The sequence below is a fragment of the Methylobacterium sp. E-012 genome (assembly GCF_057836545.1).
This window is the reverse complement of record NZ_JBYQEY010000001.1, coordinates 5,345,514-5,359,766: the sequence shown is the minus strand read 5'-3', so window position 1 is coordinate 5,359,766 and position 14,253 is coordinate 5,345,514. Positions and strand designations below refer to the sequence as shown.

Genomic DNA, 14,253 nt, shown 5'->3' with positions numbered 1-14,253 from the left:
CCACCCCGGCCGGTCCGCCTCAGCCACCGAGATAGGCGTCCCGCACATGCGGATCCGCGATGAGGGCTTGCCCGGTCCCTTCGAGCACGATGCGGCCGGTCTCGAGGAGATAGGCGTAGTCGCAGAGTTCGAGGGCCGCGAAGGCGTTCTGCTCGACGAGGAGCACGGTCGTGCCGGCGTCGCGGATCGCCCGGATCACCGCGAACATCCGCTCGACGATGTTGGGGGCGAGACCGAGGGAGGGCTCGTCGAACAGGACGAGCTTCGGACGCCCCATCAGCGCGCGGCCGATCGCCAGCATCTGCTGCTCGCCGCCCGACAGGGTGCCGGCCGCCTGGTCGCGGCGCTCGGCGAGGCGGGGAAACTCGCCGTAGATGCGCTCCAGGTCGACCGCGATCCCGGCCCGGTCGCGGCGCAGATAGGCACCCATGGCGAGGTTCTCGGAGACGGTCATCTGCGGGAAGACGCGCCGGCCCTCCGGGCAATGGGCGATGCCGGCGGCGAGGATCCGGCGGGGCTCCGCCCCCCCGATGTCGCGCCCGGCGAACCGGATCGCGCCGGCGCGCGGCGACACCAGGCCCGAGATCGCCCGGAGCGTCGTGGATTTGCCGGCGCCGTTCGCCCCGACGAGGGCCACGAGCTGGCCCTCGCGCACGTCGATCGTGAGACCCTTCAGGGCGGTGACGTGGCCGTAGCCGCAGACGAGTTCGCGGATCTCAAGCATCGGCCGCCTCAAGCACCGCGGCGGCGGCCTGCCGGGCCGCGCTGCCCTGGCCGAGATAGGCCTCGATCACCGCGGGGTCGGCGCGGATCCGGTCCGGCGGCCCTTCGGCGATGAGGCGGCCGTAGTTCAGGACGACGATGCGGTCGGAGACCTCCATCACCATCGGCATGTCGTGCTCGACCAGCAGGATGGTGATGCCGCGCCCCCGGATCTGCTCGATCAGCCGCACGAACACCCGCGTCTCCGAGGCGTTCATTCCCGAGACCGGCTCGTCGAGGAGGAGCATGGTCGGGTCCGTGGCGAGCGCCAGCGCCACCCCGACGAGGCGCTGTTCCCCATAGGCCAGGGCGCCGGCCTTCTCCCGCGCCCTGTCGGCGATCCCGACCCAGTCGAGCAGCGCCTCGGCGCGGTCGCGCAGGGCGCGCTCGCCGGCACCCGAACGGCCGAGCAGCGCGTCGCGGAACGACGTGCGGCTCATCGGGGCCCCCCGGCGCTGGAGGCCGATCATCACGTTGTCGAGCACCGTGTCGTCCGGGAACACGCTGGTGCGCTGGAAGGTGCGGGCCAGGCCGAGGCGCGTGATCGCGTGGGGCGCCAGCCCGTCCAGGCAGGTGCCACGGAATCGGACCGCACCCTGGCTGGGCTTGAGGAAGCCGGTCATGACGTTGAAGGCGGTGGTCTTGCCGGCCCCATTCGGGCCGATCAGGCTGACGATCTCGCCGTCCTGGACGTCGAAATGCAGGTCCGCGATGGCGACGAGGCCGCCGAAGCGGACACCGACATGCTCGACCGAGAGAATCGCGCTCATCGCTGCACCGCCGGACTGGCCTCCAGGACGGGGACGGTCGGCGCCGATCGACGGCCGAGCAGGGCCGACAGTCCCGGCACGATGCCCCGCGGCATCACGAACAGGATCGCGATCAGCACGAGACCGTAGACGATCCACTGGGCCTCGGGCGCCATGACCGGGCGCAGCGCCACCGGCAGCAGGCCGAAGATCAGGCCGCCAACGATCGGGCCCAACAGGGTGCCCTTGCCGCCGGCCACCACCATGATGACCATGCTGACCGTGGTGGCGAACAGGAACACGTCGGGGTCGATGATGCGCAGGTAATGGGCGTAGAGGCTGCCCGCCGCGCCGGCCATCGCGGCCGAGATCACCGCCGCCACCGTCAGGGTGCGGGTGGCGTTGATGCCCACCGAGAGCGCCAGCGGCTCGTTCTCCTTGAGACCGCGCATCGCCCGGCCGAACTGCGAGCCGACGAGCCGGGCGATCACGGCGTAGCAGAACGTGCCGACCGCCAGCACGAGGTAGTAGTTCTGCAGCTTGGTCTTCAGGATCCACATCCCGAGGCCGGGCAGGCCGAGGGTGATCGCCGGGATGTTGGTGAGCGCCAGCGGCCCCTGGGTCAGCTCCACCCAATTGAGGGCCACGAGCCGCACGACCTCGGCGAAGGAGATCGTCACGATCACGAAATAGGCGCCGCGCACCCGGAAGGAGAGCCGCCCGATCAGGTAGCCGCAGCCCCCCGCCGCGACCGTCGCCAGCAGGAACCCGACCGCCGCCGGCCAGGGTGCGTGCACCACCCGGAGGCCGAAGCCGATCTCGACATCGAAGCCGAGGCTCGTGAGCGCGCTGACATAGGCGCCGATGCCGAAGAAGGCGATGTGGCCGAGGCTGAGCTGCCCGGTATAGCCGAGGAGCAGGTTCAGGCTCATCGCGCCGATGGTCAGGATGCCCGTCACGATCAGCGCGTTGAGCAGGTAGGGATTGGGGCCGAGCGCCAGCGGCAGGACGACGAGGCCGGCGAGCAGCGCGAGGGGAAGGAACCGGCTCATCCGATCCGCTCCGCACGCGCGAACAGTCCGGTGGGCTTGCACAGCAGGACCGTGATGATGATCAGGAAGCCCATCGCGTCCCGGTAACCGGAGGAGACGTAGCCGGCGCCGAACTCCTCCGCGATCGCCAGGATGAAACCGCCGATGGCCGCGCCGGTGACGTTGCCGAGGCCGCCGAGGATGACGATGGCGAAGGCCTTGAGCTCGGCGAGCCCGCCCATCTGCGGGAATACCACGTAGACCGGGCCCAGCAGGGCACCCGCCGCCGCCGCGAGCGAGGAGCCGAGGGCGAAGGTGGCGGTGTAGATCCGCCGGACGTCGACGCCCATCAGCGCCGCCGTGTCGGCATCCTGGAAGGCGGCGCGCATGGCGAGCCCGAGCTTGGTCCGGTTGATCAGCGCGTAGGACAGCGCGATCAGGGCGAGCGCCGCCCCGAGCACGAACAGCCGCAGCCAGGAGAGCGAGACCGGGCCGATCTGGAGCGGTGCCTCCGGAAAGGGCGAGGGGATCGCCTTGGCGACGCCGCCGAAGGTCCAGAGCGTGCCCGATTGCAGGATGATGCCGGCGGCGATCATCACCAGCATGGTGGTGTCGATATCCGAGCCCCCGAACGGGCGCAGCAGCAGCAATTCGATGGCGGCCCCGAGGAGGAGCCCGCCCAGGATCGCCACCGGCAGCGCCAGGAAGAAGTTCAGCCCGAGCCCGGCGACGGCCAAGTACATGACGTAGGCGCCGACCGTGTAGAGCGCGCCGTGGGTGAAGTTCACCACGTTCATGATCCCGAAGATCAGCGTCAGGCCGATCCCCAGCAGGGCATAGGTGCCGCCGAGGATCAGCGCGTTGGCGAGGTGCTGGATCAGTTCGTCCACGGGCCTCTCCTGGCGGGTTGCGGGCCGAATGTCCGGCGCCGCGGCGAGCATCTCTCGCCGCGGGGGGCTACCGATTGACATGTCGTGCCTGGGATCATCGCCCGGTCGACCGGTGTGGCGGGCCAAAGCCGCCACGCGCCCTCCCTCCCACGCAGTGGGGGGAGGGAGGGCGCTCGGGACCGGTCGTTGCTCCAATCCGGCAGCGATGTGTGAATCCAGTGTGGGGAGCGAGCACGGGCTGCCCCTACAGGGTCGGCACGATCACCTTCCCGTCCTTGATCTCGATGAGATAGACGTCGGGCTTGCTCTGCCCGCTTTCCTTGCCGGCGGGACCGGCCTTGGCGAAGCGGATCGGCCCGTTGAGCCCGACGAAGTCGACGGACCAGAACGCCTTGGCGATCGCGGCCGGATCGGTCGAGCCCGCCGTCTCGATAGCGTGCGCGATGGCGCGGATGCCGTCGTAGCCGCGGAAGCTCTCGGTGACGCCGGCGAATTCGAAGCCGCGCTTCTTCCAGGCATCGATGAACGTCGCGGTGGCCTTCGGGTCCGGCGTCCTGTCGGGCGACCAGGGCAGGAACGTCGTCAGGTGCATCGTGCCGTCGGCGGCGGCGCCGGCCTGGGCGATGATCTGGTCCGGATTCTGGGAACCGCCCGTGGTGATCACCCGCTTTTTCAGGCCGAGCGCCGCCATCTGCTTGAACAGCAGCACCAGCTGATCCACCGAACTCGTGATCATGATCGTGTCGGAATCCGAGGCCTTCAGCTTGGACAGCTGGGCGCTCATGTCCTGGGCGCCCTGGTCCATGGTCTCGACGAGGCCGACCGTGACGCCCTTGTCCTTGAGCATCTTGCCGAAATCGGTCGCTGCGCCGCGGCCGAAATCGTTGTTGAGGACCAGGAAGTCGACCTTCTTCAGGCCGAGGCGGCCGACCATCGGCGCGAAGGTCTCGGCCTCCAGGGACGAGGGCGGCGAGATCCGGAACACGTAGGGATTGCCCGACGTCGTGATCTTGCCGGACGAAGAGGTCTCGACCAGCATCGGCGTCTCGTAATCCATGAGCTTCGGCATGACGGCGAGCGTCAGGCTGGAGCCCCAGGCCCCCATCATCACCGGGGTCTTGTCGCTGGTGATCAGCTTCTCGGCGACTGCAGCGGCCTCGGTCGGGTTGCTCTTGTTGTCCTCGATCACGAGTTCGAGGGTCTTGCCGAGGACGCCGCCCTTGGCGTTGATCTCGTCGGCGGCGATCTTGGCGCCGTTCACCACGTAGGTGCCCGAAGCCGCGAACGGCCCGGTCAGGGGCTCGTTGACGCCGATGCGGATCGCGTCCGCTTGGGCGCCCGTCGCCGTGAGCGCCAGCAGGATCGCGGTCGTGAGGGTGAACCGGCCAGGCATGCTCGTGTCTCCGGGGTAGGTGGGAAGCGGCGGGGGATCAGGCGCGGCCGAGCCACGCCGCCAGGCGCGCGCGGACGAGGCCGAGGAGCAGGCGGAGGGGATTGAGCCCGGTGGAGGCCGGGGCGGCGGTGCCCGAGAGCCGGGCATCGAGGTTGCGGGAGAAGTCCGCGGCGATGCGGCCGGCGAGGTCGCGCACGAGGCCGGGGCGGCCGAACTGCGCCAGCGGCCCGGTCAGGGTGTAGCCGACCTCGAGCTCGACCCGGGCGGTGTCCGGCGTCGGCCCGGCCTCGACACGATACCGGATCCGGCCCTCGGTGGCCGAGCGGCCGCCCGCGTCGCTGCCGGCGCCGTGGACCGAGCCGCTCCGCGCCGCCGCGTCCCGCGCGATGCGGGCGCGACCCCGGAAGGTCGCCGCGATCGGCCCGATCCGCACCTGCAGGCCGCCTTCGACCGTGTCAGGGTTCGGCCGGGCTGTCAGAACGGCGCCCGGCAGACAGGCGGCGACCGCCTCGATGTCGCCCAGCAGCGCGAAGACGGCCTCGGGCGGATGGGCGAGGTCGAGGCCCTGCGCGAAGCTGTGGGCCGGCACGAAGGATGCGGTGAGATCCGCCACCGCGGCAGGGGTGACCGGGGTGACGGGGGCTGCTGCCGGATGCAGGGGCGCGACGATGGTCTCGCCGATCCGGGCCCCGACCGGGCCGAGGGCACGGGCCGCGCTGGTCTCCGGGCCGATGCCGCGCCCGCGCCGTTCCCTGATCACCGCCATCACCGCCCGGACGATCCCGGCATAGCCGGTGCAGCGGCAGAGATTGCCCGAGAGGCCGACGCGGATCCGCCGCTCGTCGGCCTCCGGCAGTCGCAGGACCAGATCGCGGGCGGCGATCAGCATGCCGGGGGTGCAATAGCCGCACTGGAGGGCGTGCGCGCGGTTGAAGGCGGCCCGCAGCTCGCCCGCGATCTCGTCCGTATCCAGCCCCTCGATCGTGGTGATCGAGGCGCCGGCGCAGGCCCCCGCGAAGGTCAGGCAGGCCCGCGCCGGCTCGCCGTCGAGCAGGACCGTGCAGGCGCCGCAGACGCCGTGCTCGCAGCCGAGATGGGTGCCGGTGAGATCCAGCCCGTCGCGGAGCAGGTCGCCGAGATGGCTGCGCGGCTCGGCCTCCACCCGCAGGGCACGGCCGTTGACCGTCAGGGGCAGCACCAGACGGCCGGACCGCGGTTCCGCGAGGGCGGCGCTCATGCGGCCTCCGGAAGGTGAACGGGGGCGGGCTCGGCCGCCTGCGCGACCGCGCGGGCCAGCACCGTCACGTGGACGTGGCGCTCGACCGCGTCCGCCATGCCGGCGGCGCGCAGGACCGCGTCCGCCGCAGCAGCATCGAACCTTTCCGCGAAATCGGTGCCGATGCGGCCGCCGAAGAGCGGGCGGGCGTCGGCGAGCAGCACGGGCGGCCCCTCGACCGCCCCGATCACCGCCCGCCCCCGTCCCGCGCCGGGTTCGAGGCGCACGGCGCCGATGGCGTGGGCGAACTCGCCGATCTTCGCGCAGTGTTTGACGTAGCCCCAGGCCGCGCCCACGGGCAGGGCGGGGATCCGCACGGCGACCAGGATCTCGCCAGGACCGAGGGCGACCGTGAGCGGTCCGGTGACGAAGCGCTCCACCGGGAGGGTCCGACGGCCGTCCGGGCCCGCGAGTTCGACCTCGGCACCGAGGGCGGTCAGGGCGCTCACCCAGTCGGCGGCCGGGTCGGCGTGGACCAGGCTCCCGCCGATCGTGCCGCGGTTGCGCACCGGCCGGTAGGCGATCGCGGCGGCGACACGCCGGAGGGCACCCCGCGTGAGGTCGGGCACGCGGCCGTCCTCGATATCGGCATGGGTCACGCAGGCCCCGAGCACGAGTGTGTCGCCCTCGACTCGCGCGATGCGGAACTCGGGCACGCCGGTGATGTCGAGGATCAAGTCCGGCTCGACCAGGCGCAGGTTCAGCATCGGTCCGAGGGATTGGGCCCCCGCGATCAGCTTCACATTGCCGGGAGCCCCGGCGAGGCGCGCCAGGAGCGCGGCGAGGCCGCCCGGGCGCTCCCAGGCGAAGGGGGCGGGCTTCATGCGGCCTCCCGGGCGGTTTCCGCCGTTGGCCGGGCGGCGAGCACCGCCTCCACGATCCGCCGCGGGGTGAGGGGGGAGTGCAGCAGCTCGACGCCCAGGGGCGCGAGCGCGTCGTTGATGGCGTTGGCCAACGCCGCCGGGGGCGCGATGGCGCCACCCTCGCCGATGCCCTTCTGGCCGAACCGCGTGTAGGGGGAGGGGGTCTCCATATGGTCGATGCGGGCCATCGGCACGTCGGCGGCACCGGGGAGCAGATAGTCGGCGAAGGTCGAGGCGAGGGGCTGGCCGCGGCTGTCGAACCGCATTTCCTCGAACAGCGCCGTTCCGATCCCCTGCGCGAGGCCGCCGTAGATCTGGCCGTCCACCACCAGGGGATTCACCAGCGTGCCACCGTCCTCGACGATGACGTAATCGAGGATCTCCACAGCGCCGAGATCGGGATCGACCGCCACCACGACCGCGTGGGCCGCGTAGGAGAAGGTGCCGGAATCCCGCACCGGCTTGTAGCCGGCGGTGACTTCGAGGCCGCCGGGATCGGTATCGGGGGCGAGGTCCTGCGGGCGCCGGTACCAAGTCCGGGCGATGGCCTCCAGGGCGATGTCGCCCGAGGGCCCGATCACGTGGCCGCCCGCGAATCGGCATTCCTCGGGGCGTGCCTGGAGCAGGTGGGCGCCGATCCGGACGGCGCGGTCGCGCAGCACCTCGCAGGCCGCCGCCACCGCGCCGCCCGCCATGACCATGACCCGCGAGCCCCAGGAACCGGTGGAATAGGGCGTCATCGCCGTGTCGCCGTGGACGAGGCGGGTGCGCGCGACCGGGACGCCGAGGATCTCGTGGGCGACCTGGGCCAGCGTCGTCTCCAGGCCCTGGCCGTGGGAATGCGCGCCGATCCGCAATTCCAGGCCGCCATCCGGGGTCAGGCGGGCGCTGGCCTGCTCGTGGCCGGGGACCATCGGGATGCCCCAGCCGGAATAGACTGAGGTGCCGTGCGCGGCCTGCTCGCAGTAGACCGAGAGCCCGAGGCCGATCCGGCGCCCATCCGGCTCAGACCCCCGCTGCCGGGCCCGGACCGCGTCGACATCGATCGCCGTCAGCGCCCGGGCGAGCGCCCCCGGGTAGTCGCCGCTGTCGAAATGCTTCTTCGTGATGTTCTCGAACGGCATCTGCTCCGGCCGCACGAGGTTCTTCTCGCGCACCGCCTCGGGCGGGATCCCGGCGGCGCGGGCGACGGCATCGAGCACGAGTTCCAGGGCGAAGCAGACGCCGGTGCGGGCGACGCCCCGATAGGGCAGGATCGGGCATTTGTTGGTCGCGACAGACCACGTGCGGCAGCGATAGGAAGGGAAGTCGTAGGGACCGGGCAGGATGCTGGCGACCTGCGCCGCCTCCAGGCAGGCCGAGAATGGGTAGGCCGAGTAGGCGCCGGAATCGACCGTGGCCTCGCAATCGATGCCGCGGAGCCGGCCGTCCCGCTCCGCGTAGGCGGTGATGCGGTAATGGTGCTCGCGGCAATTGGCGTTGGCGGTCAGGTGCTCGCGCCGATCCTCCAGCCAGCGGACCGGATGGCCGCGGCGCAGGGTCAGCCAGGCGAGCGCCACGTCCTCGGCGAGCAGGATCGCCTTGTAGCCGAAGCCGCCGCCGACATCCGGCGACACGATGCGGATGCGGCCCTGCTCGATGCCGAGGCATTCCGAGAGGCCGTTGCGCACGATGTGGGGCATCTGGGTCGCGGTGTGGACGACGAGCTGGTCGAGGCGGTGATCGAGCTGCACCACGGTGCCGCGGCCCTCGATCGGCGCCATGCACTGGCGCCCCGTCGAGATGGTGCGGCTGACCTGGATCGGCGCGTCGAGGGCGGCCTCGATGCCGATATCGACTAGGGTCTCCAGGAAGACGTTGTCGCCCCAATGCTCGTGGACGAGGGCGGAGCCCGGTTCGCGGGCGGCCAGCATGTCGTGGATGGCGGGCAGCTCCTCCAGGTCGAGCACCACGGCGGCGGCGATGTCCTCGGCCTCGGCGCGGGTCGGGGCGACGCACATCGCGACCAGCTCGCCGACCTGCCGGACCTTGCCGGTGGCGAGCACCGGCTGCTCGGAGGCCTTGAAGCCGGGTAGCCCCGAGACGGCACGGATCGGCAGCACGCCGTCGAGGTCTGCGGCGGTGAACACCCGGTCGCGATAGGCGTCCAACACGTGGATAGCGCGGATGCGGGCATGGGCGAGGGGGCTGCGCACGAAGGCGACGTCCTGCATCCCGGGCAGGCGAATGTCGCCGACATACTGGCCGCGGCCGCGCATCAGGCGGTCATCCTCCTTGCGGGGCAGAGCGACCCCCACGCCCTCGCGGCTCATCGGGCGCCTCCGAGCAGGTCCTGCGCCGCGCGGACCAGGACTCCGTCCGGCCGGCGGAACCCGTCGAGGATCGAGAAATGGTCGGCGCCCGGCACCGGCAGCAGGGCGCCCGGGGCATGGGCGGCGCTGCGCAGGGCGTGGAGGTTGCGGGCATCGTGGACGAGGGCGGGGAGCTCGCGGCTGCCGTAGGCCAGCGTCATCGGCTTGGCCGCGACGGGCAGGCGGAGGGGTGACAGGGTCTCGATCTCGGCATCGGTCAGGCCGAGCTTCTCGTTCAGGTAGGTCTCGCGGATCGGCGTGAGGTCGTAGACGCCGGAGATCGCCAGGGCCGCCGTCACCGCGGGATGCCCGAGATGGAGGGCGGCGAGCTGCGCCCCCGCGGACCAGCCGGCCAGGACGATCGGTCCGCCGATCCCATGAGCGGTCCCATGCCCGGCGAGCCAATCCAGGGCGGCCCCGATCTCGGCGGAAATCCCGGCGAGGCTGGCCTCGGGCGCCAGGGTGTAGCCCGGCATCGCCACCGACCAGCCGGCCCGGTTCAGGCCCTCGGCGAAGCAGGCGAAATCGGCCCGGGCGTTCCGCTGCCAGTAGCCGCCATGGATGAAGACCAGGCAGGGCGCCCGTGCGTCCGCCGCCGGGTAGAGGTCGAAGGCCGAGCGGGCGCCTGCCGCGTAGGGGATGTCGAGGCCGGCCGGGTGCGCGGCGCGGTACGTCGCCGCGGCGGCGTTGCGCGTTGCGACCTGGGCTGCGGCGTCGGCCACGGCCGCGTTGTTGTCGTAGCAAGCGCCCCGGGCCGCGGGGTTTAGGCCGGCCCAGCGGCGGCGGGGATCCGGCGGTGTCGGGTCGTCGAGGACGAAGGCGGGCATCGGCGCCATCTCAGGCCGCGATCGCCTGAGGCAGGATCGGCGAATCGGCCTCGAAGCGCGTCCCGGCGCGCAGGCAGAAGGCGGGGCGCAGCAGGCGCTCGGCGATGACCCGCGTATCCTCGTTGTCGCGCAGCAAGAAGCGGCCGCGCTCGTCGTGCAGCACCGAGATATCGGCCGCGTAGCCGACCTTCAGGGCGCCGATGCTGTCGCTCAGGCCCAGCATCTCGGCCGGGTGCGACGTCACCATCGGCACCACGTCCTCCAGCGAGATGCCCAGCGCCATCATCGAGCTCATCGCCTGGGTGAGGCTGAACCGGGCCTGCCCGAGGAAGGGATGATTCTCGTCGTCGTGATGCTCGTCCGGGGTGCCGGCGGGCTGGGGGACCTCGGTGTTGTAGCCGTGCATGTCGGCGCCCAGCGTGTAGGGGATCACGCCCGCCGGCAGGGACGCCCGGGCCACGCGGTAGGAGAAGTGGCTGCCGTGGCCGACATCGACCTTCAGCCCGGCCTCCATCGCCCGGCGGATGATGTGGTGGACCTCGCCCTGCTCGTTGATGAAGCCGCCCGGATGCCGGGTGAACGGATGAGCCAGCACGTCGCCCGGCCGCAGCAGGGGGATCACCCGCTCGACGATGGTGTCGGCATCCTCGCCGTTGGCGCCCGATTCCGGCAGGCCCCAGAGCTGGCCGAAATGCACGTAGAGCGGCAGGTCGGAGCGCCGGCTGATCTCGGCCGCCATCTCCATGACCTCGATGCCCCAGCGGGCGAAACCGCCGATCTCGGCATGGCCCTTGATGCCGCGCACGAGGTCGCGGTTCTCGGTGGCCGACTTCACCGTGGCGTCGATATCGACGCCGTCCGGGCTGTAGAGGTTCGGGTAGAAATGCCCCTCCAGGCCGCCGACCAAGTAGGCCGACAGGAAGGCCAGCACCCGCGTCTCGGACCGCTCGGCGATGAAATGGCGGAAGCCCGGAAGGGTCATGCAGGAGGGGCCGCCCTGGTCCACCACCGTGGTGACGCCCGAGCGCACGCCGACCATGTCGGGATTCAGGCCGAAGCGCCCGGTGACGTACTGATAGACGTGGGCATGGGTGTCGATCATGCCGGGCAGGACGAGCTTGCCGGCGACGTCGACCACCGCGGCCGCGGACGACGGCAGGATGGTTTCCGCCACGGCGGCGATGCGCCCATCCTGCACCGCGACGTCGCGGATCCCGTCGAGGCCGGAGGCCGGGCAGATGACGCGCCCGCCTCTCAGAACCAGATCGTAGCGGCGATTGTCCATCTCGACCTCGTGATCCTGGCCCGCTCGTTTCGGCATCCCGCTTGCCAAAAGCGAAGCATGCTTCGTATTTCGCAAAGCACAGGGCGTGCCAAGTTAGGAACGGTTCGGTGGAGACGGTTCGATGGTTGAGGGTCTGCACGTCGGCGGCGCGGAGGGGGCGAGCGGGGCGGACGCATCCGTGGCCGCGCAGCGTTGGCCCCTGGTCGAGCGGCCGGGCTTCCTCGCCCGCCGTCTGCACCAGATCCACGTCAGCCTGTTCGCCGAGCGCTGTGCCGCATTCCGCATCACCCCGCTGCAGTACAGCCTGCTCTCGATCCTGCAGGATCTGGAGGAGGCCGATCAGACCACGCTCGCGAACGCGGTCGCCCTCGACCGGACGACGACGACCGGTGCCCTCAAGCGCCTGGCGGCGCGCGGCCTGGTCAGCCGGGCGTCGTCGCCCCGGGATCGGCGCGCGCAGGTTTGTCGCCTGACCGCCGAGGGGGCGGCGCTCCACAGGGCGATGGAGCCAGCGGCGCGGGCGGCACACGCCCTGACCGTCCAGGCGCTCACGCCGGCGGAGCAGGACGTCCTCTCCGGGCTCCTGCGCCGCGTGATCGAGGGCCACGCGCACCGCAGGGGGCAGACCGACATCGCGTGAGGACGTCCCGCCCGCGCGAGGCGCAGGGCATGACCATCGCGGCCCCCGCACCGGATCTTCGGGGAACGCCAGAGCGGCGGCCGCCGAAGCCTGCATGGGTCGCGATCGATCTCCCGACGTCAGGTGTTGTCGCCGCGGATGGCCGCGAGGACGGCGTCGGTGACCTGCCGCGTGGTGGCGGTCCCGCCGAGGTCGGGGGTGTGCAGGGTCGGGTCCGCCGTCACCCGCTCGACCGCGCGCATCAGCCGGTCGGCGGCGGGTTTTTCGCCGAGATGCTCCAGCATCTGGCAGGCCGTCCAGAAGGTCGCGACCGGGTTGGCGATGCCCTTGCCGGCGATGTCGAAGGCCGAGCCGTGGATCGGCTCGAACATCGACGGGAAGGTGCGCTCGGGGTTGATGTTCGCCGTGGGGGCGATGCCGAGCGAGCCCGCCAGCGCCGCCGCGAGGTCCGACAGGATGTCGGCATGCAGGTTCGTCGCCACGATGGTGTCGAGGGTCCCGGGCTTCATCACCATCCGCATGGTCATGGCGTCGACCAGCATCTTGTCCCAGATCACGTCGGGGAAGTCCCGGGCGACCTCGGCGGCGATCTCGTCCCACATCACCATGGCGTGGCGCTGCGCGTTCGACTTCGTCACCACGGTGAGCAGCTTGCGCGGGCGGGAGCGGGCGAGCTGGAACGCGTAGCGGATGATCCGGTCGACGCCCGAGCGGGTCATCATCGAGACGTCGGTGGCGACCTCGTTGGGATGGCCCTGATGGACCCGTCCGCCGACGCCGGCATACTCGCCCTCCGAGTTCTCCCGCACGATCACCCAGTCGAGTTCCGGACCCGAGACGTGGCGCAGCGGACTGGTGATGCCCGGCAGGATCCGGGTCGGACGGACATTGGCGTACTGGTCGAATGGTTGGCAGATCGCCAGCCGCAGGCCCCAGAGGGTGATGTGGTCGGGCACGTCCGGCGCGCCCACCGCGCCGAAGAAGATCGCGTCGTGGTTCCGGATCCGATCGCGGCCGTCGGCCGGCATCATGACGCCGTGCCTCTTGTAGTAGTCCGAGCCCCAGTCGAAGTGGTCGAACGTGAAGGCGAAGCTGCCCGCCTTCTCGGCCAGGGCGTCGAGCACTTCGATGCCGGCGGCGATGACCTCGACGCCGATGCCGTCCGCCGGGATGGCCGCGATGGTGTAGGTCTTCATGAGGGATCTCCGAGGATCGGGCTGCGGCGCGTGGCCACGCTGGCGGCCGGGCGACGGCGACCGTCCGCCTCACCGGGCGCGTCGCTGATATGCGGTTGCCCCGGTGGGCGGCGAGGGCGGCCGCGCGCGGATGTCACGACTTACCGGATCGGCAGGGTGCCTGGGCGGCGCGCCGCCCCGGGGAGGCGGCGCCAACGCCGTTTCCGTCCGAATGACCGGCGCGGATCGGGCTGGGAGCGTTCGACGTCCCGCCGGACCACGCGCGGCCCCTGGGTGGCGCCGATCGCCACCAGGGCCGCCACGCCGATGAGTGCGACCAGCGTCGCACCCCAGAACCAGTTCTCGAACATCGCGCACGCCCCGGCCGAAGATTTTCCTCTTTTACTCAGCAAACCATAGGCAATTGAGGCGGAAAGCGGCCGTTTCTCGCTTTCCTGATCTCACGCCGGAAAATGCTGGGGTCGCGTGTGGATATCGGGGCCGCGCGCGTCCCGATTCGGTGCCGCCCCGCTGACGATCCCGACGCCCGTCGGATCTGGAGCGCCCGCAGCGGACCCGCGGGAAGCGGGGATGGCGGACCGGGACGCGGCGGGTCGAACGCGGCCGGTCGCACCAGGGCGCTCCGCCCGCCGGCAGCCCTCACGAACCCAACCCAAACCGGGCCGTTGGATATAAAGGCGGCAGGCAGACCACCGATTGTGCATCCGCGCCTAAAATTCTAGATACATTTCGAAATATTTCTAGATTTTGCCGGCTACTACTGTTTCTGGATCGGTATTTCGTGGCCCAAAGAGCACATGCGCCGCCAACAATAGCTTCGGATACCCAAATTGTATTGTTCCCACCCGGCGGCCTGCGCATGATGATCGCGCAGTCGGGCAACGCCCAGCGCGGGTCCGGATCGTCCGGCCGCCCGAGACGCGGGCCGAACGCATGGAACGCGGCAAGATCCGGAGAACCGGACACGTCCGCATCATTGGGTCTCGAAGT

General features: G+C 71.1%; 13 protein-coding genes. 1 reads left to right on the top strand and 12 read right to left on the bottom strand.

Annotated features, from left to right (window positions below; all coding sequences use genetic code 11):
• Positions 1 to 19: 19 nt before the first annotated feature.
• The 10 genes from AC3IF1_RS25640 to AC3IF1_RS25595 form a co-directional block, all read right to left on the bottom strand.
• Positions 20 to 724 (bottom strand): ABC transporter ATP-binding protein, encoded by a 705-nt coding sequence (locus AC3IF1_RS25640; protein WP_489219892.1) that lies wholly within the window; start codon positions 722 to 724, stop codon positions 20 to 22.
• On the bottom strand, positions 717 to 1,532 hold the full coding sequence (locus AC3IF1_RS25635; RefSeq protein WP_489219891.1) for an ABC transporter ATP-binding protein: 816 nt from the start codon (positions 1,530 to 1,532) through the stop codon (positions 717 to 719). Before AC3IF1_RS25635 ends, AC3IF1_RS25640 begins: the two co-directional genes overlap by 8 nt.
• On the bottom strand, positions 1,529 to 2,563 hold the full coding sequence (locus tag AC3IF1_RS25630; protein ID WP_489219890.1) for a branched-chain amino acid ABC transporter permease: 1,035 nt from the start codon (positions 2,561 to 2,563) through the stop codon (positions 1,529 to 1,531). Before AC3IF1_RS25630 ends, AC3IF1_RS25635 begins: the two co-directional genes overlap by 4 nt.
• On the bottom strand, positions 2,560 to 3,432 hold the full coding sequence (locus tag AC3IF1_RS25625; RefSeq protein WP_489219889.1) for a branched-chain amino acid ABC transporter permease: 873 nt from the start codon (positions 3,430 to 3,432) through the stop codon (positions 2,560 to 2,562). The genes AC3IF1_RS25630 and AC3IF1_RS25625 overlap by 4 nt, the downstream gene beginning before the upstream one ends.
• A 244-nt stretch (positions 3,433 to 3,676) precedes the next feature.
• The gene (locus tag AC3IF1_RS25620; protein ID WP_489219888.1) at positions 3,677 to 4,825 is read right to left on the bottom strand and encodes an ABC transporter substrate-binding protein; all 1,149 of its coding nucleotides are present in this window, start codon (positions 4,823 to 4,825) and stop codon (positions 3,677 to 3,679) included.
• A gap of 37 nt (positions 4,826 to 4,862) precedes the next feature.
• Positions 4,863 to 6,062 (bottom strand): xanthine dehydrogenase family Fe-S subunit, encoded by a 1,200-nt coding sequence (locus AC3IF1_RS25615; protein ID WP_489219887.1) that lies wholly within the window; start codon positions 6,060 to 6,062, stop codon positions 4,863 to 4,865.
• On the bottom strand, positions 6,059 to 6,925 hold the full coding sequence (locus tag AC3IF1_RS25610) for an FAD binding domain-containing protein (RefSeq protein ID WP_489219886.1): 867 nt from the start codon (positions 6,923 to 6,925) through the stop codon (positions 6,059 to 6,061). The genes AC3IF1_RS25615 and AC3IF1_RS25610 overlap by 4 nt, the downstream gene beginning before the upstream one ends.
• The gene (locus AC3IF1_RS25605; RefSeq protein WP_489219885.1) at positions 6,922 to 9,276 is read right to left on the bottom strand and encodes a xanthine dehydrogenase family protein molybdopterin-binding subunit; all 2,355 of its coding nucleotides are present in this window, start codon (positions 9,274 to 9,276) and stop codon (positions 6,922 to 6,924) included. Before AC3IF1_RS25605 ends, AC3IF1_RS25610 begins: the two co-directional genes overlap by 4 nt.
• Positions 9,273 to 10,142 carry an alpha/beta hydrolase gene (locus AC3IF1_RS25600; protein WP_489219884.1) on the bottom strand — a complete coding sequence of 290 codons (870 nt, stop codon included), beginning with the start codon at positions 10,140 to 10,142 and terminating at the stop codon, positions 9,273 to 9,275. Before AC3IF1_RS25600 ends, AC3IF1_RS25605 begins: the two co-directional genes overlap by 4 nt.
• Before the next feature lie 10 nt (positions 10,143 to 10,152).
• Positions 10,153 to 11,427, bottom strand: a complete 1,275-nt coding sequence (locus AC3IF1_RS25595; protein ID WP_489220474.1) for an amidohydrolase/deacetylase family metallohydrolase — start codon at positions 11,425 to 11,427, stop codon at positions 10,153 to 10,155.
• Positions 11,428 to 11,548: 121 nt separating this feature from the next.
• Here AC3IF1_RS25595 and AC3IF1_RS25590 point away from each other — a divergent pair, with 121 nt between their 5' ends.
• On the top strand, positions 11,549 to 12,067 hold the full coding sequence (locus AC3IF1_RS25590; protein ID WP_489219883.1) for a MarR family winged helix-turn-helix transcriptional regulator: 519 nt from the start codon (positions 11,549 to 11,551) through the stop codon (positions 12,065 to 12,067).
• A 119-nt stretch (positions 12,068 to 12,186) separates the two neighbouring features.
• Here the strand turns inward: AC3IF1_RS25590 and AC3IF1_RS25585 are convergent, their stop codons facing one another.
• A complete protein-coding gene (locus AC3IF1_RS25585; protein ID WP_489219882.1) occupies positions 12,187 to 13,263 on the bottom strand; it encodes a tartrate dehydrogenase in 1,077 nt (358 codons plus the stop codon).
• Positions 13,264 to 13,403: 140 nt separating this feature from the next.
• Positions 13,404 to 13,613, bottom strand: coding sequence for a hypothetical protein (locus AC3IF1_RS25580; protein ID WP_243969797.1), 210 nt, complete (start codon positions 13,611 to 13,613; stop codon positions 13,404 to 13,406).
• Between the last annotated feature and the right edge of the window lie 640 nt (positions 13,614 to 14,253).

Coding starts and splice junctions, on each gene's coding strand:
- AC3IF1_RS25615 (WP_489219887.1), bottom strand. CDS start 6,062: ATGAGCGCCGCCCTCGCGGAACCGCGGTCCGGCCGTCTGGTGCTGCCC.
- AC3IF1_RS25580 (WP_243969797.1), bottom strand. CDS start 13,613: ATGTTCGAGAACTGGTTCTGGGGTGCGACGCTGGTCGCACTCATCGGC.
- AC3IF1_RS25595 (WP_489220474.1), bottom strand. CDS start 11,427: ATGGACAATCGCCGCTACGATCTGGTTCTGAGAGGCGGGCGCGTCATC.
- AC3IF1_RS25620 (WP_489219888.1), bottom strand. CDS start 4,825: ATGCCTGGCCGGTTCACCCTCACGACCGCGATCCTGCTGGCGCTCACG.
- AC3IF1_RS25590 (WP_489219883.1), top strand. CDS start 11,549: ATGGTTGAGGGTCTGCACGTCGGCGGCGCGGAGGGGGCGAGCGGGGCG.
- AC3IF1_RS25605 (WP_489219885.1), bottom strand. CDS start 9,276: ATGAGCCGCGAGGGCGTGGGGGTCGCTCTGCCCCGCAAGGAGGATGAC.
- AC3IF1_RS25585 (WP_489219882.1), bottom strand. CDS start 13,263: ATGAAGACCTACACCATCGCGGCCATCCCGGCGGACGGCATCGGCGTC.
- AC3IF1_RS25630 (WP_489219890.1), bottom strand. CDS start 2,563: ATGAGCCGGTTCCTTCCCCTCGCGCTGCTCGCCGGCCTCGTCGTCCTG.
- AC3IF1_RS25635 (WP_489219891.1), bottom strand. CDS start 1,532: ATGAGCGCGATTCTCTCGGTCGAGCATGTCGGTGTCCGCTTCGGCGGC.
- AC3IF1_RS25610 (WP_489219886.1), bottom strand. CDS start 6,925: ATGAAGCCCGCCCCCTTCGCCTGGGAGCGCCCGGGCGGCCTCGCCGCG.
- AC3IF1_RS25640 (WP_489219892.1), bottom strand. CDS start 724: ATGCTTGAGATCCGCGAACTCGTCTGCGGCTACGGCCACGTCACCGCC.
- AC3IF1_RS25600 (WP_489219884.1), bottom strand. CDS start 10,142: ATGCCCGCCTTCGTCCTCGACGACCCGACACCGCCGGATCCCCGCCGC.